Source organism: Arthrobacter sp. efr-133-TYG-104 (assembly GCF_030208915.1).
In the GTDB taxonomy this organism is placed as follows: Bacteria; Actinomycetota; Actinomycetes; order Actinomycetales; family Micrococcaceae; genus Arthrobacter.
In genome coordinates, this window is the sequence record NZ_JARVTA010000013.1 from 169,338 (window position 1) to 196,323 (window position 26,986).

General features: G+C 63.0%; 24 protein-coding genes and 1 pseudogene. 7 read left to right on the top strand and 18 right to left on the bottom strand.

From position 1 onward, the window contains the following. Positions 1 to 5: 5 nt before the first annotated feature. The 8 genes and pseudogenes from QRN04_RS11450 to QRN04_RS11485 all read right to left on the bottom strand — a co-directional run bounded on the left by QRN04_RS11450 (position 6) and on the right by QRN04_RS11485 (position 8,018). Positions 6 to 753, bottom strand: a pseudogene (locus QRN04_RS11450) (lysophospholipid acyltransferase family protein). Then, on the bottom strand, positions 743 to 1,456 hold the full coding sequence (cmk, locus tag QRN04_RS11455) for a (d)CMP kinase (RefSeq protein WP_284976151.1): 714 nt from the start codon (positions 1,454 to 1,456) through the stop codon (positions 743 to 745). Before cmk ends, QRN04_RS11450 begins: the two are co-directional and overlap by 11 nt. After that, the gene (locus tag QRN04_RS11460; protein ID WP_284976152.1) at positions 1,456 to 2,562 is read right to left on the bottom strand and encodes a prephenate dehydrogenase; all 1,107 of its coding nucleotides are present in this window, start codon (positions 2,560 to 2,562) and stop codon (positions 1,456 to 1,458) included. The genes cmk and QRN04_RS11460 overlap by 1 nt, the downstream gene beginning before the upstream one ends. Before the next feature lie 3 nt (positions 2,563 to 2,565). Continuing rightward, positions 2,566 to 3,777: a pseudouridine synthase gene (locus QRN04_RS11465; protein ID WP_284976153.1), complete on the bottom strand. Its 1,212-nt coding sequence runs from the start codon at positions 3,775 to 3,777 to the stop codon at positions 2,566 to 2,568. Between the two features lie 151 nt (positions 3,778 to 3,928). Then, positions 3,929 to 4,585 carry an SMC-Scp complex subunit ScpB gene (gene scpB / locus QRN04_RS11470; RefSeq protein WP_284976154.1) on the bottom strand — a complete coding sequence of 219 codons (657 nt, stop codon included), beginning with the start codon at positions 4,583 to 4,585 and terminating at the stop codon, positions 3,929 to 3,931. After that, positions 4,578 to 5,477 (bottom strand): segregation and condensation protein A, encoded by a 900-nt coding sequence (locus QRN04_RS11475; RefSeq protein WP_502868788.1) that lies wholly within the window; start codon positions 5,475 to 5,477, stop codon positions 4,578 to 4,580. Before QRN04_RS11475 ends, scpB begins: the two co-directional genes overlap by 8 nt. Before the next feature lie 6 nt (positions 5,478 to 5,483). Continuing rightward, positions 5,484 to 6,320 carry a ParA family protein gene (locus QRN04_RS11480; protein WP_410550080.1) on the bottom strand — a complete coding sequence of 279 codons (837 nt, stop codon included), beginning with the start codon at positions 6,318 to 6,320 and terminating at the stop codon, positions 5,484 to 5,486. A gap of 309 nt (positions 6,321 to 6,629) precedes the next feature. Continuing rightward, positions 6,630 to 8,018: a cation:dicarboxylate symporter family transporter gene (locus tag QRN04_RS11485; RefSeq protein WP_284976156.1), complete on the bottom strand. Its 1,389-nt coding sequence runs from the start codon at positions 8,016 to 8,018 to the stop codon at positions 6,630 to 6,632. 139 nt (positions 8,019 to 8,157) lie between these two features. Between QRN04_RS11485 and QRN04_RS11490 the strand changes: the two genes are divergently transcribed. From QRN04_RS11490 to QRN04_RS11515, 6 genes are all read left to right on the top strand, one after another. Further along, on the top strand, positions 8,158 to 9,822 hold the full coding sequence (locus QRN04_RS11490) for a sensor histidine kinase (RefSeq protein ID WP_284976157.1): 1,665 nt from the start codon (positions 8,158 to 8,160) through the stop codon (positions 9,820 to 9,822). Beyond that, positions 9,819 to 10,532 (top strand): response regulator, encoded by a 714-nt coding sequence (locus tag QRN04_RS11495; protein WP_284976158.1) that lies wholly within the window; start codon positions 9,819 to 9,821, stop codon positions 10,530 to 10,532. The genes QRN04_RS11490 and QRN04_RS11495 overlap by 4 nt, the downstream gene beginning before the upstream one ends. Positions 10,533 to 10,644: 112 nt before the next feature. Next, positions 10,645 to 11,286, top strand: coding sequence for a GntR family transcriptional regulator (locus QRN04_RS11500; RefSeq protein ID WP_284976159.1), 642 nt, complete (start codon positions 10,645 to 10,647; stop codon positions 11,284 to 11,286). Positions 11,287 to 11,309: 23 nt separating this feature from the next. Next, positions 11,310 to 12,830 carry an MmgE/PrpD family protein gene (locus QRN04_RS11505; protein WP_284976160.1) on the top strand — a complete coding sequence of 507 codons (1,521 nt, stop codon included), beginning with the start codon at positions 11,310 to 11,312 and terminating at the stop codon, positions 12,828 to 12,830. Next, the gene (gene prpB, locus QRN04_RS11510) at positions 12,831 to 13,736 is read left to right on the top strand and encodes a methylisocitrate lyase (RefSeq protein WP_284976161.1); all 906 of its coding nucleotides are present in this window, start codon (positions 12,831 to 12,833) and stop codon (positions 13,734 to 13,736) included. It abuts the gene before it with no gap. A 77-nt stretch (positions 13,737 to 13,813) separates the two neighbouring features. Continuing rightward, positions 13,814 to 14,953: a bifunctional 2-methylcitrate synthase/citrate synthase gene (locus tag QRN04_RS11515; RefSeq protein ID WP_284976162.1), complete on the top strand. Its 1,140-nt coding sequence runs from the start codon at positions 13,814 to 13,816 to the stop codon at positions 14,951 to 14,953. Between the two features lie 69 nt (positions 14,954 to 15,022). Here the strand turns inward: QRN04_RS11515 and QRN04_RS11520 are convergent, their stop codons facing one another. Then, on the bottom strand, positions 15,023 to 15,517 hold the full coding sequence (locus QRN04_RS11520) for an NUDIX domain-containing protein (RefSeq protein ID WP_284976163.1): 495 nt from the start codon (positions 15,515 to 15,517) through the stop codon (positions 15,023 to 15,025). A 56-nt stretch (positions 15,518 to 15,573) separates the two neighbouring features. Here QRN04_RS11520 and QRN04_RS11525 point away from each other — a divergent pair, with 56 nt between their 5' ends. After that, the gene (locus QRN04_RS11525) at positions 15,574 to 16,296 is read left to right on the top strand and encodes a hypothetical protein (protein WP_284976164.1); all 723 of its coding nucleotides are present in this window, start codon (positions 15,574 to 15,576) and stop codon (positions 16,294 to 16,296) included. 18 nt (positions 16,297 to 16,314) lie between these two features. Here QRN04_RS11525 and xerD read toward each other — a convergent pair whose 3' ends face one another. The 9 genes from xerD to QRN04_RS11570 all read right to left on the bottom strand — a co-directional run bounded on the left by xerD (position 16,315) and on the right by QRN04_RS11570 (position 26,593). Further along, complete coding sequence (gene xerD / locus QRN04_RS11530; RefSeq protein ID WP_284976165.1) at positions 16,315 to 17,301, bottom strand: site-specific tyrosine recombinase XerD; 987 nt, start codon at positions 17,299 to 17,301, stop codon at positions 16,315 to 16,317. A gap of 2 nt (positions 17,302 to 17,303) precedes the next feature. Then, positions 17,304 to 17,966 carry an NUDIX domain-containing protein gene (locus QRN04_RS11535; RefSeq protein WP_284976166.1) on the bottom strand — a complete coding sequence of 221 codons (663 nt, stop codon included), beginning with the start codon at positions 17,964 to 17,966 and terminating at the stop codon, positions 17,304 to 17,306. A 26-nt stretch (positions 17,967 to 17,992) separates the two neighbouring features. Continuing rightward, positions 17,993 to 19,738, bottom strand: a complete 1,746-nt coding sequence (gene pyrG, locus QRN04_RS11540) for a CTP synthase (RefSeq protein WP_284976167.1) — start codon at positions 19,736 to 19,738, stop codon at positions 17,993 to 17,995. A gap of 65 nt (positions 19,739 to 19,803) precedes the next feature. Beyond that, complete coding sequence (gene recN / locus QRN04_RS11545; protein WP_284976168.1) at positions 19,804 to 21,546, bottom strand: DNA repair protein RecN; 1,743 nt, start codon at positions 21,544 to 21,546, stop codon at positions 19,804 to 19,806. 3 nt (positions 21,547 to 21,549) lie between these two features. Further along, positions 21,550 to 22,590: an NAD kinase gene (locus QRN04_RS11550; RefSeq protein ID WP_284976169.1), complete on the bottom strand. Its 1,041-nt coding sequence runs from the start codon at positions 22,588 to 22,590 to the stop codon at positions 21,550 to 21,552. 12 nt (positions 22,591 to 22,602) lie between these two features. Then, a complete protein-coding gene (locus QRN04_RS11555; RefSeq protein ID WP_284976170.1) occupies positions 22,603 to 23,415 on the bottom strand; it encodes a TlyA family RNA methyltransferase in 813 nt (270 codons plus the stop codon). Positions 23,416 to 23,418: 3 nt separating this feature from the next. Beyond that, on the bottom strand, positions 23,419 to 23,754 hold the full coding sequence (locus QRN04_RS11560) for a hypothetical protein (protein ID WP_284976171.1): 336 nt from the start codon (positions 23,752 to 23,754) through the stop codon (positions 23,419 to 23,421). 9 nt (positions 23,755 to 23,763) lie between these two features. Then, positions 23,764 to 24,750 (bottom strand): HAD-IIA family hydrolase, encoded by a 987-nt coding sequence (locus QRN04_RS11565; protein WP_284976172.1) that lies wholly within the window; start codon positions 24,748 to 24,750, stop codon positions 23,764 to 23,766. Then, the gene (locus QRN04_RS11570) at positions 24,743 to 26,593 is read right to left on the bottom strand and encodes a hypothetical protein (RefSeq protein WP_284976173.1); all 1,851 of its coding nucleotides are present in this window, start codon (positions 26,591 to 26,593) and stop codon (positions 24,743 to 24,745) included. Before QRN04_RS11570 ends, QRN04_RS11565 begins: the two co-directional genes overlap by 8 nt. Positions 26,594 to 26,986: the final 393 nt, after the last annotated feature.

The following is a 26,986-nucleotide window of genomic DNA, read 5'->3' on the forward strand; positions in this document are numbered from 1 at the left end:
TTTCCTTAGTGGTGGTCTGCCGGCGTCCCGGCTACTGCTGTTTGGCGGTGTTGCGGAGGTGGTTTCTCCGGGCACAGGCTCCATGGGGAGGGCCTGGCCTGTGGATTCGATAGCGTCCTGGACGTGTCCGGCCAAAGCCGTGCGGATCTCCGCAGCCGCCCTGTCCATTGAAACACGCCCCGGTTCGCCCGTCCGGCGCTTCACTGTGAGGGGTTCGCCGAAGCTGACATACAGCCTGCGGCGTGGTTTGGGGAGATGGTCGCGGTGCTCGTCACGGTGACGGGTCCCAAGTATGGCGACCGGTATAACGGTTGCCGCGGAATTAAGTGCCAGCCACGCGACCCCGCTGCTGATGCTCCCTGCTGAACCGCTCCCCCGGGTGCCTTCAGGGAGGATCCCAACGCAACGGCCGGCGTCGAGCAGTTTCTTGCCGGTATGCAAAGCCGTGCGGTCACCGTCCCGGTCCACCGGAATCTGGCCGGAGCCTCTGAGGACCTTCCCGAGGACGCCCGTGAACATCTCCTTTTTGACGAGGATGTGCATCGGCCGCGGTGACGCTCCGAACAGCACAGGTCCATCAAGGAAACTGATGTGGTTCGCAGCGAAAAGCACAGGCCCGGCAGCGGGAACGTTGCTTTTGCCCGTCACCACGGTCCGGTAAATGAGGTGGTCCACGATCCAGCCGATGGGGCGGCTCCATAGCCGCGTCCACCGGGGTGGAAGGATCGCCGGCGAATGGTTCCTATTCTCCATAGATAACCTTGCTGACGATCGCCAGGGCTGTGTCCACCGTTTCCTCAAAGTCAAGGTCCGAGGAATCCAGGGTAACCACGCCGTCGGCGGCCTGGGTGAAGTTGACTACCGTGGAGTCCTTGGCGTCGCGATGGATGACCTGCGCTGTGAGTTGCGCAGTGCTCTGGGTCCCCCCGAGTTGGATCCCACGACGCCGCAACCTGGCTTCCTCGCTGGCCGTCAGGAGAATCCTGACTTCGGCATTTGGAGCAACAACGGTGGTGATGTCGCGGCCTTCCACCACCATGCGGTGATGGTGCTGGTCGATGAGCTCGCGCTGGCGGCGGATTAGTTCCGTCCGGGCACCGAGCGTGGTGGCAACCGCGCTTACCGCGGAAGAAATCGAAGGATCCCTGATTTCGTCCGTGATGTCCGTACCATCTACTGCTACGTACTCAGTGGCATTGGTGGTGCTGATCTCCAGGGGCATGGTCTTTGAGGCCTGCTCCACCGCAGCGCCGTCCTCAAGATCCACTCCGGTCTTCAAGCAATGCCAGGTCAGTGCACGGTACATCGCGCCCGTGTCGAGGTATGCCAGCTTCAGTCGGCGGGCCACTTCCTTGCTGACACTCGACTTGCCCGACCCGGAAGGGCCGTCGATGGCGATCACGAGCGGCTTGCCGGGACGCGCAACGGTCTCCGGACCAAAAAATTCACGTGTCATTACTGGAGTACCCGCCATCCACGATCGGTCAAGGCTTCAACAAGGAGGTCGTGCTTGCTGGGAAGAACGGAGAGCTCCACCATGCCTACATTCTGTCCCGAGGAATGGTCCAGCCGCAGGTCCTCAAGGTTCACACCGATCTCACCGATTTCGGTGAGGAGGTGCGCGATTTGTCCCGGCCTGTCATCCACGAGGATGGTCAGCCACGAGTAGGCCTGCGGTGGACCGCCGTGTTTACCGGGGATCCTCGCCTGGCCGGCGTTGCCCTCACTGATGAGTTGGGCAAGATCGAGCCGCGCGCCAGGGGCCAGCGGTTCTTCCAAGGTACCGATGAGCCGATTCAGGTCCTCGCGAACCCCATGCAGGATGGGCACCACTTTCTCCGCGTTGCCACCAAGGATCTGCACCCAGAGGGTGGGATCACTGGCCGCGATGCGCGTGGTGTCCCTGAGCCCGTTGCCCGCCAAGGATAGCGCGTGCATGGGGGTACCCTGCAGGCGGCTGGCCAGCAGGGAAGACATGACCTGCGGAAGGTGGGATACCAACGCGACGGCTTCGTCGTGCTCGTCCGCGGTGAACTGGGACACGATGGCCCCGAGATCAGCTGCGAGTGAGCGCGCCGTTTGCAGGGCGGCACTACCGGTCTCCTCCGACGGACAAACCACCCATGGCATGGAGGTGAAAAGCTCTCCCCTGGCCGCGACCGGTCCGGACTTCTCCCGGCCTGCCATGGGATGTGTCCCCACGTACCGGGAGAGGTCCACGCCGCGTTCCCGCAGTTGCGCCTGGATGCCTGCCTTGACGCTGGCGATGTCGACGACGACGGCGGACGGGTGGTCCGCCAGGGCCTTCTGCACGACGTCGGCCGTCACGTCAGGCGGAGCGGCGACGACTACCAGTTGGGGTGCTTGGTCCAACTCGGCCAAGGGGCGTCCTGCCCCGATGTCCACGGCGACCGCCTGATTGGTAGGCGAAGGATCGAAGAGGTAGACGGGAACTCCACGTCCGCGGAGGCCAAGGCCAATACTGGCCCCCAGCAAGCCCGTGCCGAGAACGACGACAGGGCCATCGAGATGGCCCCTGCCGTGCGTACTGAATGCCGACATCCCCTAGAGTCCTACAGATGCCAGGAGGTGTCCGACTTCCTGCCTGCCGAGGTTGCGGATGCTGCCCTGGCGTTGGTCACCCAAGCCGATGGGGCCAACCTTGACGCGGACGAGCCGCTCCACGGGGAACCCGACGGCGTCGAACATACGGCGCACGATCCGGTTCTTGCCCGAGTGGAGGACAACCTCGATTAGGACGTGGCCTGGGGTTGAGTCAACCAACTTGAAAGAGTCAACGGCAGCGAAGCCGTCTTCAAGTTCGACGCCGGCCTTCAGCTTGGCGCCGACACCCTGCGGGAACGGCCCACGCACCTGCACCAAGTACGTCTTGGGTACCTCATAGGAAGGGTGTGTCAGGCGGTTGGCGAGTTCGCCGTCGTTGGTCAGCAGCAGAAGGCCCTCGGTGGCGACATCGAGCCGGCCGACGTGGAACAGGCGTTCGCCCTTGTTCTTGTTGTTCTTCAGGAAGTCGCTGATGCAGGGCCGACCTTCCGGGTCCTCCATGGTGGATACAACGCCCTTGGGCTTGTTGAACACCATGTAAACAAGGGTTTCATCGAGCTGGATCCGGATGCCATCAACGTGGATCACTGCAGCAGTGGGATCGACGCGCATGCCAAGTTCGGTGGTGACCTGGCCGTCAACCTCAACGCGGCCTTCGAGGATCATTTCCTCGCACACCCGGCGCGAGGCCACTCCGGCCTGGGCCATGACCTTCTGAAGGCGCACGCCGTCGACGTCGTGCAGGTCCGACTGCGGAACTTCCTGGCGCGGGCCGCGGTTGCGTCCTGGCTTGCGAATGGGACCAAGGTTCTGGCCGAAGCGTTCGCTGCCGAAGGCCTTGGAGCCGAACTGCTTGGCTGGTTTTGCCTTGGGCTTGATGGCACCGGGAGTACCCGGCGCTTTCCCGAAGCCTGGCTTGTTGGAGCCCGGCTTACGGAACGGCTTGGCAGGCCTTGCCGCCTCGCCGCGATCGTAACCGCCCGCCGTCGTGGGGTTGTCGGGATCGAAAGGGGCAGCTTCGCGAGGCTTCGAAGCCTTGAACGGGCGGCCCTCGCCCTGGGTGAAGTTCCGCTTTCCAGCGCCGGCGCTGCCGCCGCGGCCGGAGAAGCCGCCGGCGTTGGAGCGGCCGTTGCCGCCCTTGGCCTCATTGCGTCCGGAGCTGTTGCGTCCCGAACCGTTACGTGGTGAACTCTGGCGTCCCGCCTGTGTCATGACCCGTCCTTGTGTAGTAATGGCCGGCTTTCGTTGATGAAATCAACACTAGCCAGCCGGGCAGACATCGTCTGCCCTTTGTCGCTGTGCACCGGGGTGTGGTGCGTGAATCTGTATGAAGTTCTAAAGCAGTCCGGGCGTTGGCCCGGCGTTACATGCGGCTGGCGTCGTAATACTCGTCGATGCCTTCCAGGCCTGGAAGATGCGGCGAGAGTTGCGGCAGTTCGGCCACCGAACCGATGCCCATCCGTTCCAGGAAGTACGAGGTTGTCCGGTAGAGGACAGCACCCGATTCGGGATCGGTTCCGGAGTCCTCGATCAAACCCCGCTGGGTCAGAGTCCGGACCACCGAATCAACGTTGACGCCGCGAATTGCAGACACCCGGGCCCTGGAGACCGGTTGCCGGTAAGCAATAACCGCCAGTGTTTCAAGCGCCGCTTGAGTAAGCCTGGTGGTCTGGCCTTCGAGGACGAACCTGCCCACGACGTCGGCAAATTCCGGTCGCGAGTAGATCCGCCACCCTCCGGCGACGTTCCGCAATTCAAAACCCCGGGGTGCAGTGCTGTCTTGGGCAAAGCCGACAGCATCCACGTCCGGGGCTTTAACAGTATAGCCGCTATACTCCCGCTGCAGGTCCTGCAGCAATTCCTCGACGGCGGCGACCGTGACGTTCAGTCCTGCGGCCAGCTCGGCCGAGGTGGCCGGTTGGTCGATGACCATCAGGACTGCCTCCAGCGCGCCCCGTGGCCCGCCGGGCAGCTGGTTCAGTTCTGCCAGGCCGTCCAGGACGGTTCCCTCTTCACTCATTGGTGTCTCCTGCGCTTCCAGCTTTTCCGACGTCGCGTCCTGCTTCGTATTCCTCGTTCAGGCTGGAACTGTCCCACTCCGCGTCGGCTCCGGTCCATCGCACGGTCAGCTGGGCCAACGGTTCCGGCTGTTCGAAGGCAACAACGCGATCCCTGAACATCTCCAACAACGCAAGGAAACGAGCCACCACCACCAATGTTGTGTCGGCGTCGGCAATCAACGTTTGGAAGGACAGCGGCGCACCCAGTCTTAAGCGGAAACCCATAATCTCGGCCTGTTCCTTGACGCTGACCGGCGGTGCGTGGAGGTGGTCCAACCCCACCTCAACCAGTGCGGTGTCTTTGGGTTTGAGTGCCGCGGCGGCCAGCTCCGCGAACTGCTCGGGGGTGTGCCGCCACACAAGGTCGGGAAGCATGGCGGCAAAATGCTGCTCCAAAGCCACGTGGCGTGGATACCTCCGGGCTTCCTGCTCCAGCGTTGCACCCACAATGCCCGCAACTTCCTTGAATGCTTTGTACTGCAGGAGGCGGGCGAACAGCAGGTCCCGGGCCTCCAGGAGGGCAATGTCTTCGGCATCTTCGACTTCTCCGGCAGGAAGAAGTCGGGCTGCTTTGAGGTCCAGCAAAGTGGCGGCAATGACCAGGAACTCGCTGGCTTCATCCAACGCCCAGTCCTCCCCCAGTTTCTGGAGGCGCCGGATGTACTTGATGAATTCATCGGTCACCGTGGACAAGGCCACCTCGGTGATATCGAGCTTGTGCTTCGAAATCAACCCCAGAAGGAGATCGAACGGGCCGGTGAAATTAGCCAGGCGCACCTCGAAGCCGGCCTTCCGCGGGCTTGCTTCCGTTTCTGTGGGCGTCTCAGTGGCCGGGGCGATTGACCGAACCACGATGAGCTAGGGCGCGCCGCCGCGCGAAATCAGTTCCTTTGCAAGACGGCGGTACGCATCTGCGCCGATGTGGTTGCCGGCATAGCTGGTGATCGGCTCCGCAGCCACCGTGGCGTCAGCGAACTTGATGGAACGCTTAATGACGGTCTCGAACACTTTGTCGCCGAATGCCTCCACCAGGCGGGAAATCACTTCCCGGCTGTGGAGCGTACGGGCGTCGTACATCGTTGCCAGGACTCCGTCCACCTGCAGGCGCGGGTTGAGGCGGTCTTGGACCTTCTCGATGGTCTCCACGAGGAGGGCAACGGCCCTAAGGGCAAAGAATTCGCAGATCAAGGGAATTATCACGCCGTGGGCCGCGGTCAGGGCATTGACGGTCAACAGGCCAAGGGAGGGTTGGCAGTCGATGAGCACGACATCGTAGTCATCTTCCACCTTCTTCAGGGCACGGTCCAAAACCTGCTCGCGAGCCACCTCGTTGACCAACTGGACCTCGGCCGCGGAAAGGTCGATGTTCGCGGGCAGAAGATCCACACCCTCGACGCCGGTCTTCTGGATGGCGTCTTCGATGCTCACTTTGCGGTCCATGAGCACGTTGTAAACGGTGAGGTCGAGCTCGTGCGGGTTGGCGCCGAGGCCTGCTGAGAGTGCGCCCTGGGGATCGAAATCGACCAAGAGCACACGCCTGCCGTATTCTGCGAGCGCCGCGGCAAGGTTGATGGTGGAGGTGGTCTTACCTACGCCACCTTTTTGGTTGACCATGGCGATGACCCTGGCCGGCCCATGGGATGCCAACGGAGCGGGTTCCGGGAAGTCGCGATGAGGGCGGCCCGTGGGACCCATGACGGCGTCTTCCAGGTCGATTTCAGTGCCTTCCAGCGTCGCTGTTCCACGTTCGATGCCCACGTATCTAACCACTCTTTCGACGACGATCTTCCCTGCCGCTGATCCCCCGGGTCCCAGCGCTACTACCCCTTCAGGCTACAGCGCCGACACGCTTATTTTGGGAACTTGACTTTGTCCGCGTATTGAGCCTTGACCTTCTAGTTGAGGTCTAAGGTTGCGCGATTGTCAGGGTGCTGCGGACAACGCAAAAGGCCGGCATCTGGAGGATACCGGCCTTTTGCCATGACATGTGGTGCTGGGGGCTGGCTAGACGCTGGCTGCGTGCTTTTCGATGGACAGTGGCGTGGCTGCAGTGCTGTTGGAAGCGAGCGTCGCGGCAACCCCGGCGTCGGCGTGAGCCTCGCCGTCGGACATCATGGTCTGCTCGTCGAAGGGAGCGGCGCCGGAGAGGACGCGCCCCACCTGGCTGTTGTCGATCTCCTTGACCCAGGTGCCCACCAGGATCGTGGCGACAGCGTTGCCGGTGAAGTTCGTCAGTGCCCGCGCTTCCGACATGAAGCGGTCGATGCCCACGATCATGCCCACTCCACCGAGCAACTCGGGGCGGTGGGCCTGGAGTCCGGCCGCGAGGGTCGCCAGGCCTGCACCCGTGACACCAGCGGCGCCCTTCGAAGCGATGATCATGAAGACGAGCAGGGAAATCTGGGCTCCGAAATCAAGGGGCGTACCCATGGCGTTCGCGACGAAGAGGGATGCCATGGTCAGGTAGATGGCTGTGCCGTCCAGGTTGAAGGAGTAGCCCGTGGGAACGGTGACGCCGACTACCGGCTTGGAGACTCCGAGGTGTTCCATCTTGGCGATGAGGCGGGGCAGTGCTGCTTCCGAAGACGAAGTGGAGAAGATCAGGAGGTATTCACGGGCCAAGTACTTCATGAGCTTGAAGATGTTGACCCCGGACACTACCCGAAGGATCGAACCGAGAATCACCACAATGAACAGTGCGCAGGTGATGTAGAACGCCACCATCAGCGTGAACATGCTGAAGATCGCCTGGACACCCGTGGCTCCCACAACAGCCGCGATCGCACCGAAGGCGCCCACCGGAGCCAGCCACATGATCATGACCAGGATGCGGAACACCAGCCGTTGTCCATGGCCAATCGCGGTGAGGATCGGCGTACCCTGTTTGCCCATCTTCTGGAGGGCGAAACCGATGAGGATCGCCGCAAGCAACGTCGGGAGGACCGGGATGTCATTCGGGATGATACCCAGGAGGAAATCGGCCGTGCTGTTGGTCGCCGCCTTGGCGTTTGGATCATAGGGGCTCAACTTCAGGCCAGCGCCCGGGTGGATCACGTTACCCACCACCAGGCCGATGGCCAGGGCGAACGTTGACATCACCACAAAATATCCGAGTGCCAAGCCGCCGACTTTGCCCACAGTGGCTGCTTTGGCGATGGAACCGATGCCAAGGACAATGGTGCAGAAGATGACAGGGGCAATCATCATCTTGATGAGTTTGATAAAGCCGTCGCCGAGCGGTTTCAGCGACTTGCCGACCTCGGGGAACATCAGGCCGATGACCGCGCCGAGCACGACCGCCAGAATGACGGCGATGTACAGGTAATGCGACTTATCGAGCCCCTTGCGTCCACTACGGGTGGCCAGCGCCGACTCTCCTCGTTGAGAGGTCATGGGATTCTCCTTCTGGATACTGTGTAAGGCGCCGCGGTCCTGCACTTGTGTCCACTCCGCCGCCCCTGTGTGATATCCATCATTGATCCGCTGGTGACACACATCACCCTTACGTTCATATTGGTCATGGGAGGCCAACGTGTTTCATAAATGGAGCATCGCCCGGCGCCTGTTTGTGGCGAACTTACTGTTCGTCCTGGTGCTGACGGCGGTTTTCGGTACGTTCTCCGTGGTGGAAGCCAGGGATCGCGCCTATGGCGACGCCGGAGACCGGATGCGCGCCATCGCCACGTCAATCGCCAACAATCCCTTGGTCCTCCAAGCTGCTTCGACGCCGAATCCGTCAGCGGCGCTTCAGCCCTACGCACTTAAAGTCACCGCGGACGCCAAGGCGGATTTCATTACGATCATGGCGCCGGACCGCACACGCTGGACCCACCCCCGTCCCGAGGAAATCGGCAAGCCCTATATCGGGACCATCGACCCCGCACTCCATGGCGAGACGTTTACCGAAGTCACCGCAGGAACCCTTGGCCCGTCGGTGCGCACGATCGCCCCCGTGAAGGACGGCGCCGGCAACGTCAAGGCGTTAGTGGCGGCGGGGATCACCGTCCGAACAGTTGACACCGATGTGGCGGAGCGGCTCGGCGTTATTGGTGGAATTGCCATAGTGGTGTTGTTCTTCGCGTTCCTGGCCTCCTGGATCCTTGGCAGGTACCTTCGCCGCATCACCCGCGGGTGGGGCCCGGAACAGCTGGCACAACTCTTCGCGTATTACGAATCAGTCCTGCATTCAGTTCGTGAAGGCCTGATCTTGGTGGACACCAAGGGAAAAGCCGTCATGTACAACGATCAAGCGGCGGAGCTGCTGGGGCTGGAACCGTCCGACGTCGACCGGTCACCCGACGCCGCCCCGAAACTTGCCGAGCTTCCCTTCGGCGGCAGCCTCCGGGCCTTGTTCGAGTCCGGCCGACCGGCACATGACGAGATCCATCTGACCGGATCCCGGATCCTGGTGGTGAACCAGGCACCAGCAATTGCCCCCTTGCCCAAGCGCAGCAGGCAGAAACCTGCCGTCTATGGCACAGTCGCCACTATTCGGGACAGGACCGAAATTGAGTCCCTCGGCACCGAACTGGAAACAATGAAGACGCTCTCCGATGCCTTGCGGGCCCAGACCCACGAGCACGCAAATCGGCTGCACATGATTGTCTCCCTCCTGGAATTGGGCCGCACGCCGCAGGCACTGGAGTTCGCCACCAAAGATCTTGAGCTCAGCCAACAGCTCACCGACGACATGGTGGCCTCCGTCGACGAACCGGTAATGAGCGCGCTGGTCATGGGCAAGTCCGCAGAAGCACATGAGCGCGGAGTGGAGCTGGAGGTGCGGACCTCCGGCAATTCCGGCGTCCGCGGTCTCGAAGTCCAGGACTTGGTGACGATCCTGGGAAATCTCTTGGATAACGCCATCGATGCCGCGGCGGCGGGTGAATCTCCCCGGAAGGTACAACTGGATGTGGATGCCCGGCCTACGGGCGTCCAGTTCACCGTGCGGGATTCCGGCAAGGGAATCGACGACGGCTCCATCGAGGACGTCTTGCAGTATGGATTCAGCACGAAATCTTCGACGGAAGATCCCCGCGGAGCCCATGGGCGGGGAGTCGGACTCGCGCTGGTTCGTCAGGCCGTACATCGCCTGAACGGTACGATGTCCATCAGCAACCTCGGGTCCAACAGCAACCTCGGCGGTGCGCAATTCCATGTGGTGCTTCCCGCGCCGGTCTCCGAGGAAGAGAAAGCATGACAGACATCCGGGTTTTGGTGGTCGAGGACGAACCCATCGCTTCTGACGCACACGCCGTCTACGTCGGGCGGATGGAGGGCTTTACCTTGGTGGGGACGGCCCCGGATGGCCAATCAGCACTAAGAATCCTGAGTGATTTCGCGGCCTCCGGTACACCCGTGGACCTGGTACTGCTTGATTTGAACCTTCCTGATCTGCACGGCCTGGATGTGGCCCGCAGGATGCGCTCCGCCGGCGTGTTTGCTGACATCATCGCGATCACCGCGGTCCGGGAAGTCAACATCGTCCGCAGCGCGGTGTCGATCGGCGTCGTGCAGTATCTAATCAAGCCGTTCACCTACGCCACGTTTGCGGACAAGCTGCGCAGCTACCGCACCTTCCGTGAACAGTTGGCCGGTTCCGTGTCCGGCATTTCAAAAGCCGGGGCGTCGCAAAGTGATGTGGACCAGGCGTTCGCGAGCCTGCGTGCCCCCACTGAGCTGCCGCTGCCCAAGGGCCTGTCCACCTCCACGTTGGAATCGGTCAAGGACTTGATGAGGGCCCGGCATGTGCCGGTGTCCGCCAGCGAGGTGATGGATGCGCTCGGCATGTCGCGTGTGACCGCCCGACGATACTTGGAATACCTTGCCGACGCCGGCACCGTCACCAGGGCACCGCGGTACGGTACGCCCGGACGGCCGGAAAACGAATACAGCTGGAATCGCGCTTAGCCGCTAGCTACTGAAAGCCCCGCAGATGGGCTTTGTATACAAGCAGACATTAATTGGTCACTTTTCACTTTCAGTTCTAGCAATCGCCACGCACTGTGTATACAGTGGCATCATGCGCGCCAGTGATCGGGCCTACATGGCCCTCCGTGAAGACATCGTCGAATGGCGTCTTCGGCCGGGCGCCATTCTGGCTGAAGTTGAGCAATCCGAACGCCTCGGGGTGTCACGGACCCCGGTCCGGGAGGCGCTGAGCCGCCTCACCGCAGAGGGGTTGACGACGGCGGCGGGGGGCCGCGGCGTCGTCGTTTCCGATATTTCGCTGGAGAACATCGACGAGCTGTTCGAGCTGCGCGAAACCTTGGAAGTGCGGGCCGCCGCCCTGGCCGCTGAGCGCGGTGAAGCGGCTGTTTTTGCTGAGCTCCGCGCCCAGCTCCTAGACGCCCCTGGACTACTCAGCGAAGACGATCCCGCCCGGCACGAGTACTATGCGCTGGTTGGCCGGTTGGACGAGGCCATCGATGCCGCGATTTCCAATTCCTATCTCGCCAATGCGATGCGCAGCCTCCGGGTCCATTTGGTCCGGGTCCGGCGCCTCGCAGCCGACGATGCCGCCCGGCTCCATGCGGCCGCGGCAGAGCACGCGGCCATAGCGGAGGCTATTGCTGACGGAAATCCCCGGCTGGCCGAAGCCGCCGCGATACTTCATTTGCACCGCAGCCTTACCCACGTCAAGGCCGTCCATCCGGCCCGTTAGAACGTCCCACCACAAGGAGCACCATGGTCAAGAACAACCACGTCCGCGTCTATAAGAGCGAAGAAAACCTCCCCCGCGAGGAGCAGTTGGCCCATAAAATCGCTGTGGTCGCCGCCGACCCCGTAGAGGTCACGGCCGAGGTCACTGACATGGTGATTAACCGGATCATCGATAACGCTTCGGTGGCCATCGCTTCGTTGAACCGGGCACCGATCGTCGCTGCCCGTGCCCAGGCCCTGACGCATGGTCCTTCCACGGGAGGCAAGGGCGCGAAGGTCTTCGGCATCGAAGAGCGGGTGTCCCCGGAATGGGCCGCCTGGGCCAACGGCGTCGCAGTCCGCGAATTGGACTACCACGACACGTTCCTCGCCGCCGAGTACTCCCACCCCGGGGACAACATCCCCCCGATCCTGGCCGTCGCGCAGCACGTGGGCTCCAACGGCAAAGACCTGGTCCGGGCCATCGCCACCGGGTATGAAATCCAAGTGAACCTGGTCAAGGCGATCTGCCTGCACAAACACAAGATCGACCACGTGGCCCACCTCGGCCCCTCCGCGGCGGCCGGCATCGGAACGCTCCTGGGCTTGAATGTGGAGACGATCTTCCAGTCCGTGGGGCAGGCGCTGCACACCACCACCGCCACCCGCCAGTCCCGCAAGGGTGAAATCTCCACCTGGAAGGCCCACGCCCCGGCGTTCGCGGGCAAGATGGCCGTCGAAGCCGCCGACCGTGCCATGCGCGGCCAAACCTCTCCCGTGCCGATCTACGAAGGCGAAGACGGCGTGATCGCCTGGATGCTCGACGGCCCGGACGCCTCCTACGAGGTGCCCCTGCCGCTGCCCGGGGAGGCGAAACGCGCGATCCTGGACACCTACACCAAGGAACACTCCGCCGAATACCAAGCCCAGGCCTGGATTGACCTGGCCCGGAAGCTCCACCGCGAACACCCCGAAACCACCGACCCCGCCAACGTGGCCTCCGTGCTGATCAAGACCAGCCACCACACCCACTACGTGATTGGCTCCGGCGCCAACGACCCCCAGAAATACTCCCCCACCGCTTCCCGGGAAACGCTGGACCACTCCATCCCGTACATCTTCACCGTCGCGCTGCAGGACGGCGCGTGGCACCACGTGGACTCCTACGCCCCCGAGCGCGCCACCCGCCCGGACACCGTGGAACTCTGGCACAAAGTCACCACGGTCGAAGACCCGGAATGGACCCGCCGCTACCACTCCCTGGACATCGCCGAGAAAGCCTTCGGCGGCACCGTGGAAATCACCCTCACGGACGGCACCGTCATCACCGATGAGATCGCCGTAGCCGACGCGCACCCGCTCGGCGCCCGGCCCTTCGCCCGCGAGCAATACATCACCAAGTTCCGCACGCTCGCCGCCGGGCTCGTCGAGGACGCCGAGATCGAACGGTTCCTCACCGCCGTCGAACGCCTCCCCGAACTCGGTGCCGGTGAACTGGACCAGCTGAACATCACCGCCGCGCCCGGGGTCATCAACCTCGACGCAGCACCGAAGGGACTTTTCTAAATGCTGTACTCGAACGTCACGCCCGAGCAGAAGCGGGTGAAACTGCGGGAACTGCTGAACTCCGGGACCATCGCCCAGTTCCCGGGTGCGTTCAACCCGCTCTCCGCCCGTTTGATTGAGGAAAAGGGCTTCGCCGGGGTGTACATCTCCGGCGCGGTCCTGGCCAACGATCTCGGCTTGCCCGACATCGGCCTGACCACCCTCACCGAGGTCGCCACCCGTGCAGGGCAGATCGCACGCATGACCGACCTGCCCTCCCTCGTGGACGCGGACACCGGCTTCGGTGAACCCATGAACGTGGCCCGCACCGTCCAGGAACTCGAGAACGCAGGCCTGGCCGGCCTCCACATCGAGGACCAATTCAACCCCAAACGCTGCGGCCACCTCGACGGCAAAAACGTCGTCGACATCGACACCGCCGCCAAACGAATCCGCGCCGCAGCCGATGCCCGCAGGGACCCGAACTTCCTCATCATGGCCCGCACCGACATCCGCGCAGTCGAAGGACTGGACGCAGCCAAGGACCGGGCCCGCGCACTCGTGGACGCCGGGGCGGATGCGATCTTCCCCGAAGCCATGCGCGACCTGTCCGAGTTCCAAGCCATCCGCGACGCCGTGGACGTGCCCATCCTGGCCAACATGACAGAGTTCGGCAAAAGCGAGCTCTTCACCACCGAACAACTCCAGAACGTCGGCGTGAACATGGTCATCTACCCCGTCACCCTCCTCCGCATTGCCATGGGCGCTGCAGAGCGTACTCTGGAATCGATCAAGGCTGCGGGGACCCAAGAAGCGCACGTGGACAACATGCTCACGCGTGCTCGTCTCTACGAACTGGTCGATTACGAGGCATATAACCAATTCGATACCGGCGTTTTCAACTTCCAGGTTCCCGGCGTTCGCTAGGTCCTGGATCCATCACAGGGGAACGCAGGTGCTCCGGCAACACTCGGAGCCCTGCATCATGAACGAAGGAGTTCAGCATGGCTGAAACAGAGATCAAAAAGGGCCTCGCCGGCGTCGTAGTGGACTACACCGCCGTCTCAAAGGTCAATCCGGACACCAACTCGCTGCTCTACCGCGGCTATCCGGTACAGGAACTGGCAGCCAAATGCAGCTTCGAAGAAGTCGCATACCTGCTGTGGAACGGCGAACTGCCCAACGAGGCCCAGCTGGCCGAGTTCACCGCCCGCGAGCGCGCTGGCCGGGCACTGGACCCGGTAGTGAAGCAGGTTGTTGATGCCTTGCCCACCACGGCCCACCCCATGGACGTGTGCCGTACCGCCACGTCCGTTATCGGTGCCCGACACGAGCTGGCCGAGGACTCGTCGCCCGAAGCGAACATGAAGAAAGCGATCGACCTGTGGGCTGCCATGCCCGCCGTCGTGGCGTATGACCAGCGCCGCCGCCGTGGCCAGGACGTCATCGAACCACGCGAAGACCTGGACTACTCAGCGAACTTCCTCTGGATGACGTTCGGCGAAGAGCCTGTGGATGAGGTGGTGGAGGCTTTCAACGTCTCGATGATCCTGTACGCGGAACACTCCTTCAACGCCTCCACGTTCACCGCACGCGTGGTCACCTCTACACTCGCTGACCTGCACTCAGCTGTCACCGCAGCCATAGGCGCCCTCAAAGGCCCGCTGCACGGCGGAGCCAACGAGGCCGTCATGCACACCTTCGACGAGATCGGCATCCGCAGCGAAGAATCGCTCGAGGAAGCCGCCGCCCGGGCCAAGACCTGGATGGAGGATGCCCTGGCTCAAAAGAAGAAGGTCATGGGCTTCGGACACCGCGTCTACAAGCACGGCGATTCCCGCGTCCCCACCATGAAGGCCGCGCTGGATAAGATGATTGCCCACTACGGCCGGCCAGAACTGCTCGGACTGTACAACGGCCTGGAGCAGGCCATGGACGAGGCAAAGGCGATCAAGCCCAACCTGGACTACCCCGCCGGGCCCACGTACCACCTCATGGGCTTCGACACCCAAACCTTCACACCGTTGTTCGTCGCCAGCCGCATCACCGGCTGGACCGCCCACATCATGGAACAGGTGGCCTCCAACTCGCTCATCCGCCCCTTGAGTGAATACAACGGGCCTGAAGAACGGCACGTCCCCTAGCTGTACCGCAGCTGCACCAACGACGGCGGACCGGTCACCCAAGGTGGCCGGTCCGCCGTCGTTCGGTGCTTAGGCTGGACCAGCCCACTCCACTGTGTGGACCTCCGCCACGTTCTCGTTGTCTGCGGCAAGGCGGACCTGGACCGCGATGCGCTGCCCGGAGATCATGGCAGGTAGCCAGTGCTCGGCATCGGCCCACATCCGCTCAACCGGCAAACGGTTGACCGGAAACCATGCCGGTGCGATCTCGTCGCTTTCTGATGGTTCGCCCTGCCATGCCCGCGTCAGGAACACTGTGGTGGCCATATCCCATTCGGGCCGCGCCGGAAACACAAAATCAACGGTGCCTGCAGGTACCAAGTCCTCCGGCGCAACCACCACACTGACCTCTTCCAAGACCTCCCGGCACGCTGCCTGTGATGCGGTCTCGCCTGGCTCGACGTGGCCGCCGACGCCGACAACTTTGCCGCGGCCAAAGCCGGTTTTCTTGGTGCCGAGCAGCACATGTTCGCTATCCGGCCCGTCGCGGAGGAGGAAGCATAAAGTCACGTGAGCAGCTGTCATGGTGACTACCTTAACCTGCTCTCCCCCGCCACTGCGCCCATTGCTACAGTGAGCCCATGAGCGAAGATGGGGGTGACGCACAGGCGGACCCGTCGGTTGCGGGCGAGGCGACCGTCGTCGAGCGGGCCGTCCCTGACCGCGACTCCTGGCTCCCGTCGTGGCTGGTGGCCCACCCTCTCTATGCAGGCTGGGCCTGGACGGGTTTCTGGGCTGGGCTGATCGTCCTTGACGAAGTGCTGGACGTCGCCGGCTGGAGTTGGTACCTGTTGGTCATTGCGGCAGCACTGCCTACTTTGATCTCAACCGTCATGCTTCTACACGCCACGCCCCGGAGCCGCCTGCGCGCCGTGGATGCCACGGTGCTGGGGCACTTCTTCGTTCGGTTCATGGCATTGGTGGCCGCGTTCATTGTGTGGTGTGCCTCCGTGGTGATGAGCGCCTCGATTTCCACCACCGTCCAATCGGTGGTCGGCGACTCGGAAAAGGAAGTCACGGCCCTCGGATTCAACCTCATGGTTGCCGCCGTTCCGCTGGTGCTCTCCATTCTTTGGATGGCATTCATCGTCCGTTGTGCTTGGTTCCTGCGCCGGCTTCGCGGTTGGCGGCAGGTACCCGTAAGGACCCGGGTACCTAAAAAGTTCCTGCGTAAACGGCCCAGGCTAAGGCGCGTGGTGGTGGGACTCGCTCATCCTGGGCTCCTCCTCGTGGCGGGCTTAGGGACCTCGCTACTGGCCTTGTTCACCAACGCCGTGGAACTGACGCTGAACGTCTTGGGGTGACCATCCCCCGGGACGGATCTACCCGAGGGCCCTGGGGTGAGCCGCGGCGTAGACCTCACGCAAAGTATCGGCCGTGACCAAGGTGTAAACCTGGGTGGTAGTCACGGAAGCGTGCCCCAGCAGCTCCTGAACCACGCGTACGTCGGCCCCGCCTTCAAGGAGGTGCGTTGCGAAAGAGTGCCGCAGGGTATGGGGTGAGACGTCCTTGGTGATGCGGGCTTTCTCGGCTGCGGTTTTGAGAATGGTCCAAGCGCTTTGGCGGCTGATCCTGCCGCCCCGTGCATTGAGGAACAGTGCAGGCGTCCCCTTCCCTTTGGACGCAAGCAGTGGCCGGCCCCGGACAACATAGGCCCCGACGGCGCGGGCACCGTAGGAACCCAGGGGCACCAGCCGTTCCTTGGATCCTTTGCCGAAAAGCCTGACGACGGCGGGTCCGGCGTCGTGCTCTGCGCCGTTCTGTCCGGCGTCGTTGCCTTCAAGGGCCACATCATCGACGTCGAGCCCAACAGCCTCGCTGATACGTGCCCCGGTGGAGTACAGGAACTCCAGGAGCGCCCGGTCGCGGAGCCCTGTTGGCGAATCGGTCCCGGCGGCCTCGAGGATGCGGGTTACTTCGTCAACGCTGATCGCTTTCGGAAGCCGTTTACCCGCCATGGGTGGGTGGACATCGCTGGCGGGGTCCGCCGACGTGGTTCCTTCCAAGGCCCAAAACTTGTGGAGGCCACGGACGGCCACCACGGTGCGGGCCGCTGAACGGACTCCAAGGACTGCCGCGTCATCGGAGCCATCGGAAAGGGCCTGGACGAATGCCGTGACGTGGTGCCGGGTGACCTCGTCCGGACGCTCGACGCCTTGGCCTGCAAGGAAGTTCGAATACCGGGCCAGGTCCCGGCGATACGCCGACAGGGTGTTCGCTGCTAAGCCGCGCTCCACGCCAAGGTGCTGTAAGTAGTCCGTTACCGCCCGGTCAACGGCCGTGGCCTGCCGGGTGGTCGGGTCGGCCACGCTCAGCGCTGGCTCGGATGGGCAGGCCAAGGGGCGTTTGCAGGACGAAGGGTGGTGAAGCCGTCCGCGCGGGCGGCGGCTGCTGCGAGAATGCCCAGCACCGCCGAGGGGTTGTGCAGCCGGCCTTCCACGACGGCTTTGACTGCGTCCTCCAGGGGGACCCAGTGCAGCTCAATCTCTGCCTCTTCATCTGTCCGTACGTGCCTCTCGGCTTCCGGCACCTGGCCCAGGCCGCGGGCCAAGTAGATGCGGACGGCTTCGCTGGAAGAGCCCGGGGAGTTGAAGAAGTCCACCAGGACATTCCATGTGGCAGCCGTGAGATCCGCTTCCTCGGCGAGCTCGCGCGCGGCGCCTGCCACGAAGTCTTCACCTTCGACATCCAACAGACCGGCCGGAATTTCCCAGAGGTCCATGCCAACGGGATGCCTGTATTGCTTGATCAGCAGCACTTCGCCGTCGACGTTCATGGGAAGGACAGCCACTGCCCCCGGGTGGTCGATGTAGTCACGGACCAGCGTGTCTGTGTCCTCGCCGAGTTTGAAGGAATCGCTGACCACATCCCAGATGCGGCCTTCGTAAACCTTCTTGGAGGACAAAAGACGGCGCGGGCTCGGCATATCCGAAACCTGCTTCGATGTACTGGCGGTTTCAGAAATTTCGGGCATCGCGCCGTCCTTTGCTTGTACGTGTATTACTTGGCAGCTACAGCGCGGGCACCGGTCTTGGTTGCGGCCGGCTCGCCTTCGCGGCGCTCCAATGCAGCCTTGACCAATCCTGCGAACAACGGGTGCGGACGCGTGGGCCGCGAGCTGAGCTCCGGGTGTGCCTGGGTCGCAACGTAGTAGGGGTGGACTTCGCGGGGAAGCTCCACGTACTCCACGAGCTTGCCGTCGGGAGAGGTCCCCGAGAAGACCAGGCCTTCGGCCGCGATCTGGTCACGGTACTTGTTGTTGACCTCATAGCGGTGGCGGTGGCGTTCGCTCACGGTGGTTGTCCCGTAGGTCTCGGCGATAACCGAGCCTTCGTCCAACTTGGCTTCATAGAGCCCCAGACGCATGGTTCCGCCCAGGTCTCCGCGGCCTTCCACAATGTCCAACTGCTCTTCCATGGTGGCGATGACGGGGTACTTGGAGTCCGGTTCGAACTCGCTGGAGGAAGCACCTTCAAGGCCCACGACGTTCCGTGCATACTCGATCACCATGCACTGCAAACCAAGGCAGAGACCCAGGACCGGAAGCTTGGATTCACGGGCGAACTTCAGCGCACCGAGTTTGCCTTCCAGACCGCGGATACCGAAGCCGCCCGGAACACAGATGCCGTCGACGCCGGCAAGGGACTTGGTGGCACCGGCGAGGGTTTCGCACTCGTCCGAGGGGACCCAGCGGATCTTGACCTTGGCTTCGTTGGCGAAACCACCGGCACGGAGGGCTTCGGTCACGGAGAGGTAGGCATCCGGAAGGTCGATGTACTTGCCCACCAAGGCGATCTCGACTTCGTGCTTGGGGTTATGGACAGCTTCAAGCAGTTTGTCCCACTTGGTCCAGTCAACATCCTTGAACGGCAGGTCCAGTGCGCGGACGATGTATGAGTCCAGGCCCTGCCGGTGCAAAGTCTTCGGGATGTCGTAGATGCTCGGGGCGTCAGCGGCGTTGACCACGGCGTCGATATCGACGTCGCACATGCGGCCGATCTTCTCGCGCATTGCGTCGGGAACTTCCCGGTCTGAACGGATCACGATGGCTTCAGGCTGGATGCCGATGGAGCGAAGTGCTGCTACGGAGTGCTGCGTCGGCTTGGTCTTCAGCTCTTGGGACGGACCGATGTACGGCACCAGGGACACGTGCAGGAAGAAAACGTTGTTGCGGCCGACGTCCTGGCGGACCTGGCGGGCCGACTCAAGGAACGGCTGCGACTCGATGTCGCCCACCGTGCCACCGATTTCGGTGATGATGACGTCCGGAGCGTTTTTGCCCTCGGCAGGCAGGCGCATGCGGCGTTTGATTTCATCGGTGATGTGCGGAATGACCTGAACAGTGTCTCCGAGGTATTCCCCGCGGCGTTCCTTGGCGATGACCGTCGAATAGATCTGGCCCGTAGTGACGTTCGCCGAACCTTCAAGGTTTTCATCGAGGAAGCGCTCATAGTGTCCGATGTCGAGGTCGGTCTCTGCGCCGTCGTCAGTCACGAATACTTCGCCGTGCTGGAAGGGGTTCATCGTGCCCGGATCCACGTTGAGGTAGGGATCGAGCTTCTGCATAGTTACAGACAAACCGCGTGCCCGCAGCAGGTGGCCGAGGCTGGAAGCCGTCAGTCCCTTACCGAGCGAGGACGCCACACCACCGGTGACGAAGATGTGTTTGGTCGTCTTGGACGAGCCCGGGAACCGGGAATTTACACGGGAATTTGATCGCTGCACCACGGAATTCGAGCTTATCATCAATTACGCCTTCCAAGCGTCCTGCCTGATTCCCCAAATGGCTAATGGTTGCCCACCACCGCGTTTCAATCAAGAGCCGCGGGCAAGAGTTTGGCATCGTCCAGCAATTCCTGAGCGTGCGCCTGCGCCGACTCGGAGTCTTCCTGTCCGGCCAGCATGCGGGCCAGTTCCTTGACCCGGTCCTCGTCACCGAGCAACTGCACATCGCTGGAGGTGAAGCCCGTGGTGGTCTTCCCATCGGCACCGCGGACCGATGTCTTGGTAACGCGGATGTGGTGGTCCGCGAAAGCGGCCACCTGCGGAAGATGCGTTACCACCAACACTTGGACGTGGCGGGCAAGCATGGCCAAGCGACGCCCGATCTCGACGGCGGCACGCCCACCGACGCCCGCATCGACTTCATCGAAAACGAAAGTGGGAACAGGATCGACGGCGGCAAGCACCACTTCTATGGCCAACATCACCCGGGAGAGTTCACCGCCCGAGGCTCCCTTGCCCAGCGGCCTGGCGGGGGCCCCTGAATGCGGCTGAAGAAGGAACGCGATCTCGTCGGTACCCCACGGGCCCAAAACGCCGGAGTCATCCACCTCGATGACCAAGGTGGCATCAGCCATCGCCAAGGCTTTCAGCTCTGCACTTACCCGTGTTGAGAGGGTCTTGGCTGCCTTTAGCCGCGCCTTGCTGATCGCAACGGCCTGCTTCCGAAGCGCGACCTCCGTGGCGGCGACCTCCGCGTCGAGGGACTCAATACGGCTCGAATCATCCTGCAGTTCGTCCAGGCGCACCCTCGCGGCAGCTGCCCATTCGAGTACTTCATCGATGCTCGGTGCGTACTTCCGGATCAGTTTCGCCAGGGCCGCGCGACGATCCTCGATTTCGGAAAGCCGCTCGGGCCCTTCCGTATCCAAAGCAGCCTGGTAGCTGGCCAGCTCGGCAGCGATGTCATTGAGGAGGAAGCCTACTTCGGCGAGGCGAGTGGCGGCCGATCGCAGTTCCTCATCGTGATCGGCTACGTGTTCCAGGGTCCGTTTGGCCGCGTCAACCATGGTTGTGGCGTCCCCGGCGTCGCCAAACTCTTCCGCAATCAGGGATTGGTGCGCCGCCGCCGCCGCCAACCGCAGTTCCTCCACGTTCGCGAGCTTCACGGCTTCGGCCTTGAGCGTGTCATCTTCGCCTGGCTGCGGATCCACCTCGTCAATTTCCTCGAGCGCTGCATCCAAGGATTCGGCCTCACGCAAACGCTCCCGGGCTTCGCTGCGCAAAGTCTCCAGCTCGGACTGGATCGCCTTCCAGTGGCTGAACAGGGACTGATATTGTCCAAGGGCCTTGGCGAAGGACGCTCCGGCGAAGCGGTCCAGGGCATGCCGTTGCGCCGTGGAACTTTTGAGCCGGATCTGATCCGACTGGCCATGAACCACCACCAGGCTCTCACCCAATTCCGCCAGTACCCCAACCGGTGCTGCACGGCCGCCAACGTAAGCCCGGCTTCGCCCATCGGCTCCTACTGTGCGTGCCAGCAGGAGTTCAGCTACGCCGTCGAACTCTTCGGCATCACCACCTGCCTCCTTGGCACGCTCCACCGCGCTGTGCCGGGGATCCAGCTTTAGGACGGCTTCCGCCGACGCTGATTTGGCGCCGCTCCGCACGGCGCCGGCGTCGGACCGCGCACCGAGGAGAAGCCCGACGGCGGTCACCACCATGGTCTTACCGGCACCCGTTTCACCGGTGACCACGCTAAGGCCAGGGCCCAGCGGCAAGGCCGCGTCCGTAATGACGCCCAGGTCACGGATTCGGAGTTCCTCAAGCATTATTCACTTCGCATTCGTGGGGTCGGAAGGCTCCCCCGGGTCCTGGGGAGCGGGGGCATGCGGATCACGCGGGCTTGGCAGCGGCGCCGGTGACAGGGTCCGGATGACCGGGATGGGACCCGTGTGGACCTCGGCCTGTCGGGGTGCCGGTCCGCGCCAGCCATGGATGGGGAGCTCGAACTTGCGGACAAGCCGTGCAGAGAACGGGGTTTTATGCGTGCGGGCAAGCCGCACCGGGGTGGCCGAACGCGTCACTTCCACGCGGGCGCCGGGAGGCAAGTCCACGGATCGGCGGCCATCGCACCACAGAACCCCCAGCGCGTCCGTCCGGTTCATCACTTCCACCGCCAGCTTGGAGCGCGGGGAAACCACCAGCGGCTTGGCAAAAAGTGCGTGGGCGCTGATCGGAACTATGACCAAGGCTTCAACTTCAGGCCAAACCACCGGGCCCCCCGAAGAAAAGGCGTAAGCGGTGGAACCCGTAGGCGTTGCCAAAACCACCCCATCGCAGCCAAAGGAGGTTATGGGGCGCTCGTCCACTTCTGTGACGAGCTCCAGCATCCGCTCGCGGTTGGCTTTCTCGATCGCAGCCTCGTTCAGCGCCCAGGTGTGCCAAATCTTTTGGCCCTTGATCCACACCTGGACATCAATGGTCATGCGTTCTTCCACGGTGTACTGGCGGCTCGCGATCCATTCCACTGTCTGGGCGAGGTCGGCCCGCTCACTCTCGGCAAGGAAACCCACATGCCCCAAGTTCACGCCAAGCAGTGGGACGTCCACTTCACGGACCAACTCGGCTGCACGCAGGATGGTCCCGTCACCTCCCAGGACCATGACCAACTCCAAGTCCTCCAGGCTGACGTGGTCGTGGAGGATCTCAATGGGAGTATCAAGGGCGCCGAAGAAGCGCTCAATATCTACCAGTTCAGACTTCTGGAGCACCGGAACGAGGCCGGAGGAATGCAACTGGGTGCAGGCATCCCATGCTGCACGGAGCGACTCTTCACGGCCGGTGTGGGCAAGGACAAGTACACGCCTGCTCATCGGGTCTGCTTTCTAGTCATCTGGCCAGAGTTTATGGATCAATGCAGCAACGTCCTCGTCCCGCTCTTCGATCTTAGGCAACACGGACGACATCCGGCGTGTCATCCAAAGGAAGTATTCAACATTTCCGTCCTGGCCGGGCAAAGGGCTTGCCGCCACGTCCCTCAATTCCAAGCCGGCCTCCACCGCGGCCCTTGCGACCTGGGCGACGGCCCGGCGTCGTTCGTTCTCCGACGACACCACTCCGGTACGGCTCAACCGTTCCTTGCCCACCTCGAACTGCGGCTTGACCATCAGCACCATATCGCCCCCCGGCTCCGTGCACTGCGCCAACGGGTACATGACCAGGGTCAACGATATGAAGGAAAGATCCGCGACGGTCAATCGGGCCAATCCGCCAATCTGTTCGGGCGTCATGTACCGCACGTTGAGGCCCTCGTGGACCTCCACGCGGGGGTTTTCGCGCAGGTGCGGCACCAACTGGCCATGTCCGACGTCGACCGCCACCACCTGGGCTGCGCCTTGGCGCAGCAGCACATCCGTGAACCCACCAGTTGATGCACCTGCGTCGAGGCACCGCTTCCCGGACACCACGACGTCGGGAAAAGCTGATAGCGCGCCGGCCAGTTTATGGCCGGCCCGGCTGGCGTAAATGTCCTCAATGTGGGACTCCACGGCAAGCTCAGTCTGCGCATCCACTTGGTGTGAGGCCTTGGTCAGCAAGGCACCGCCCGAACTGACTTTGGCATCGCTGATGAGTTTCACGGCATGGGTCCGGGACCTCGCCAGTCCTCGGGCGACGAGTTCCTGATCGAGTCGTGCCATACCTTAGCTGTCGCCTTCCGAACCGGAACTGTTGGTGTTGCGTGGACTTACCGGGGGAAGGCCCGGCTCGGAATCAAGGGCCTCCGAAAGCGAGTCGTGGATATGGCCATACAGGTCACCGTGCTCTCCCACCGGCACCACGTTGATCCGGCCCAGTGCGTCCAGTGCTCGATCCACGAGGGCATCACCGGTGGGGACTGGCGTGTCTGGCCATTGAATCGGCGTGCTTTCCGGCTGGGGGCTGTCCCCGTCTGGATGGACTCGGTCCAGCTGGGTACGGGCCGGCTCAACCTGATCGTTGTCGGCCTCGGACGCCAGGCGGTGTGTAGGCTCGGTCATCCCACCAGTCTAGTGACGGCGCCACTCAAGGCGCGGCACTCGGGCAGTGGACGCGTCCGGGACCGCCGACCACCACGCCGCACATGCGGCGCGCCAAGCGTCCAGGTCATCCTCGGCACCCGTCACGGTCACGATGTCATCGTGCGCACGTGCCGAGGCGGCACCGCAACGGAACGTGCCGCCGTCGTCCGATATTTGTGGATAGGTGACGTAGAGATCCGCAAGGTCGGCCAGCAAGTAGTCGGGACGCTCGTCGGACCGTGCTGCCAGGATGGTTTCCTTGGTATCCACTCCAGTAAGAACGGCCGCGGTGGTAAATCCTGCCCGGTTGCCACCCAGGATGTCGGTGTCCAAACGGTCGCCCACCACGAGCGGACGGTCGGAGTTCAACCGTTTTGCCGCGGTGTGGAACAAGGGCGCTTCAGGCTTTCCCGCCACCACGGGTGTCTTCCCGGTGGCAGCTGCAACCGCAGCGACCAGCACACCGTTACCGGGGGCAATGCCCCGGGCCTGTGGGATGGTCATATCCGTGTTGGTCGCACACCACAACGCGCCCCCGGCAACCACGTACGAAGCCTCAGCCAGGTCCTTCCAGCCAATCTCCGGGTTGAAGCCTTGGACCACGGCCACGGGGTTCTCCGCAGCGCTGGACACAGGTACAAGCCCCACCAGCTCGATCTCGTGCGCCAATGCCGCGCTGCCCGTGATCAGGACGCGGGCTCCTGCAGGCAACAGGGACGCGAGTAGCTCCCCGGCCGCCTGGGACGAACTGACCACTTGGTGATCCTCTGCCGGCGCACCCAGCTTTCGGAGGTGCGCAGCAACCTGGGCGGGAGTCCGCGAGGCGTTGTTGGTCACATAACCCAAGCGAACGCCCTCAGTTTCGAGGCGTTGCAACGACGCCACCGCCCCCTGGATGGCGTGTGGTCCTGTGTAGACCACACCATCCAGATCTGAAAGGACGGCATCAAACGCGGAAATCAGTGAATCAGCCATTCTGGGCGTCGGTGTCGTCGTTCTCAGCTGCTTCCAGGCGATCCGCTTCATCCTCTACGGAATCCACGTCCGACTCGGCATCATCGGACTCAAAGTAGTCCGATTCGACGTCGTCCAACTCAACCTCATCATGCTCAACATCAGCTGCCGCGGCCTCTGCGATGACGGTTTCAGTTTCGGGCTTTACGACGTCGGCGTCCCGGGCAGCCTTCTCGAAGCGCGGCTTGCCCGCGGCTTCTTCGTCCTCCTCGTCCCAGCCGAGGTCGAGAATTTCGGGCTCGGCGAAGTCACCAACACCCAGTGCATTCTCCGCGACGAGCGCCTGGCGAGCCCACTTATCGGCTTCGTCGGTACGCCCAACAGCAGACAGTGCTTCTGCGTAGGCGCGGAAAAGACGGGGGCTGTAGGAAAATGCCCGATTGATGTCCAGTTGCGGGATCTCGAGTTCGCTGACAGCAGCGTCAAGTTGATTCAGGTCAGCGCGTGCACCAGAAGCCACGATGGCCAGTTCAACCTTGCCCGGGGCATCCAGATCCTGGGCCTCGGGAGAGCGAACCACGTCCAGTGCACGGTCGGGACGGCCCAAGCCACGTTCACAGTCGGCCATGACAGGAAGGTGCACATTCGAGCCGCTGATCCGACGGTACGTGCGGAATTCGCGCAGAGCCTCGCCATAGTGGCCGGCAGCGTAAGCGGTCAAACCTACTGCTTCCCGAACCACGGAGAGCCTTCCGCCACGGCGACTGGCAGCCAGGGCGTGTTGGAAGGCGAGCTCCGGCTCAATGTCGATCAAGCGGCCAGCCATGACCAAGTGCTTGGCAACCCAGCCCGCGCTCTGCTCCTCGAGGGTCTTAATCTGGTGGCCCGTGGCGCGGTCGAGTTCCTTGCCTGTGACGTCGTCGTCAATCTCGGGGGAACGCTCGCGGTCAGGCCGGTTGGCGCTACGAATATCCTTGGCGTTGGGAACGCGGACGGGACGCTCTTCCCAGGAATTTCCGCGGTCATTGTTGAACGGACGACGGTCGCCTTCACGAGCCGGACGGTCGAAGTTCCGGGGCCCGCGCTCGGGACGGTCGCCAAATGGCTTACGCTCACCGCGGTCACTGTTGAACGGACGACGGTCGCCATCACGAACCGGACGATCACCGCGATCACCAAACGGCTTACGGTCACGATCCCCACCAAACGAACGACGCTCACCATCACGAGCCGGACGGTCGCCAAATGACTTACGCTCGCCACGGTCATTGTTGAACGGACGACGGTCGCCTTCACGAGCCGGACGCTCACCGCGGTCATTGTTGAACGGACGACGGTCGCCTTCACGAGCAGGACGCTCACCGCGGTCGCCAAACGGCTTACGGTCACGATCCCCACCAAACGAACGACGCTCGCCATCACGAGCAGGACGATCACCGCGGTCACCAAACGGCTTACGGTCACGATCCCCACCAAACGAACGACGCTCGCCATCACGAGCAGGACGATCGCCAAATGGCTTCCGCTCACCGCGGTCACTGTTGAACGGACGACGCTCGCCATCACGAGCAGGACGGTCACCGCGGTCACCAAACGGCTTACGGTCACGATCCCCACCAAACGAACGACGCTCGCCATCACGAGCAGGACGATCGCCAAACGGCTTCCGCTCGCCACGGTCACTGTTGAACAGACGACGGTCGCCTTCACGAGCCGGACGATCACTGTCGCGGTTCTCCCTGGACCGGAACCCGCGAGGGTCTCCACCAGAGTTGTTGTTAGGACGGTATGAGCCGCGGTCGTCGCGGTTCCCGCCGAAGTTTCCGCGATTGCCGCCGCGATTGCCGCCGTTGTGCTCAGCCATGGTGGATTCCTCCTGTTGCGAGCCGACCACTGGCGCGTGCGTAGTCGCTCATAACCCGTATTTCGTTGTCACGCCGCCGCAAGCTATCAACCCGCGGCTCGTATATCTGATTCAATTCTATTCGACCCCACCGTGGCCACCGAACTCGGACGGCATAATCAGCTCGCCCGTGGCAGGTCTCACAGTCACGACCAGGCTCTGTGGACCAGCCCTCCCGCCGGGCCAGGCTGCCTCACGCCTTGATCACCCGTGGTGGGGGTTGTTTGTTGTGTTGGGTGTTTTGGTGTTTAAATGCGGGGAGCCCCGACCGTGTGGTCGGGGCTGCCCGGTTGAATGGTTGTCCGGCGGTGTCCTACTCTCCCACACCCTCCCGGGTGCAGTACCATCGGCGCT

What these genes read in the sequence shown, in the direction of transcription:
- QRN04_RS11515 (WP_284976162.1), top strand. Translation starts at nt 13,814, where the DNA reads ATGGCTGAAACAGAGATCAAAAAGGGCCTCGCCGGCGTCGTAGTGGAC.
- cmk (WP_284976151.1), bottom strand. Translation starts at nt 1,456, where the DNA reads ATGACACGTGAATTTTTTGGTCCGGAGACCGTTGCGCGTCCCGGCAAG.
- pyrG (WP_284976167.1), bottom strand. Translation starts at nt 19,738, where the DNA reads ATGATAAGCTCGAATTCCGTGGTGCAGCGATCAAATTCCCGTGTAAAT.
- QRN04_RS11550 (WP_284976169.1), bottom strand. Translation starts at nt 22,590, where the DNA reads ATGAGCAGGCGTGTACTTGTCCTTGCCCACACCGGCCGTGAAGAGTCG.
- QRN04_RS11555 (WP_284976170.1), bottom strand. Translation starts at nt 23,415, where the DNA reads ATGGCACGACTCGATCAGGAACTCGTCGCCCGAGGACTGGCGAGGTCC.
- QRN04_RS11560 (WP_284976171.1), bottom strand. Translation starts at nt 23,754, where the DNA reads ATGACCGAGCCTACACACCGCCTGGCGTCCGAGGCCGACAACGATCAG.
- QRN04_RS11505 (WP_284976160.1), top strand. Translation starts at nt 11,310, where the DNA reads ATGGTCAAGAACAACCACGTCCGCGTCTATAAGAGCGAAGAAAACCTC.
- QRN04_RS11485 (WP_284976156.1), bottom strand. Translation starts at nt 8,018, where the DNA reads ATGACCTCTCAACGAGGAGAGTCGGCGCTGGCCACCCGTAGTGGACGC.
- QRN04_RS11535 (WP_284976166.1), bottom strand. Translation starts at nt 17,966, where the DNA reads ATGCCCGAAATTTCTGAAACCGCCAGTACATCGAAGCAGGTTTCGGAT.
- scpB (WP_284976154.1), bottom strand. Translation starts at nt 4,585, where the DNA reads ATGAGTGAAGAGGGAACCGTCCTGGACGGCCTGGCAGAACTGAACCAG.
- recN (WP_284976168.1), bottom strand. Translation starts at nt 21,546, where the DNA reads ATGCTTGAGGAACTCCGAATCCGTGACCTGGGCGTCATTACGGACGCG.
- QRN04_RS11460 (WP_284976152.1), bottom strand. Translation starts at nt 2,562, where the DNA reads ATGTCGGCATTCAGTACGCACGGCAGGGGCCATCTCGATGGCCCTGTC.
- QRN04_RS11525 (WP_284976164.1), top strand. Translation starts at nt 15,574, where the DNA reads ATGAGCGAAGATGGGGGTGACGCACAGGCGGACCCGTCGGTTGCGGGC.
- QRN04_RS11520 (WP_284976163.1), bottom strand. Translation starts at nt 15,517, where the DNA reads ATGACAGCTGCTCACGTGACTTTATGCTTCCTCCTCCGCGACGGGCCG.
- prpB (WP_284976161.1), top strand. Translation starts at nt 12,831, where the DNA reads ATGCTGTACTCGAACGTCACGCCCGAGCAGAAGCGGGTGAAACTGCGG.
- QRN04_RS11500 (WP_284976159.1), top strand. Translation starts at nt 10,645, where the DNA reads ATGCGCGCCAGTGATCGGGCCTACATGGCCCTCCGTGAAGACATCGTC.
- QRN04_RS11480 (WP_410550080.1), bottom strand. Translation starts at nt 6,320, where the DNA reads ATGGGTCCCACGGGCCGCCCTCATCGCGACTTCCCGGAACCCGCTCCG.
- QRN04_RS11570 (WP_284976173.1), bottom strand. Translation starts at nt 26,593, where the DNA reads ATGGCTGAGCACAACGGCGGCAATCGCGGCGGCAATCGCGGAAACTTC.
- QRN04_RS11465 (WP_284976153.1), bottom strand. Translation starts at nt 3,777, where the DNA reads ATGACACAGGCGGGACGCCAGAGTTCACCACGTAACGGTTCGGGACGC.
- QRN04_RS11565 (WP_284976172.1), bottom strand. Translation starts at nt 24,750, where the DNA reads ATGGCTGATTCACTGATTTCCGCGTTTGATGCCGTCCTTTCAGATCTG.
- QRN04_RS11495 (WP_284976158.1), top strand. Translation starts at nt 9,819, where the DNA reads ATGACAGACATCCGGGTTTTGGTGGTCGAGGACGAACCCATCGCTTCT.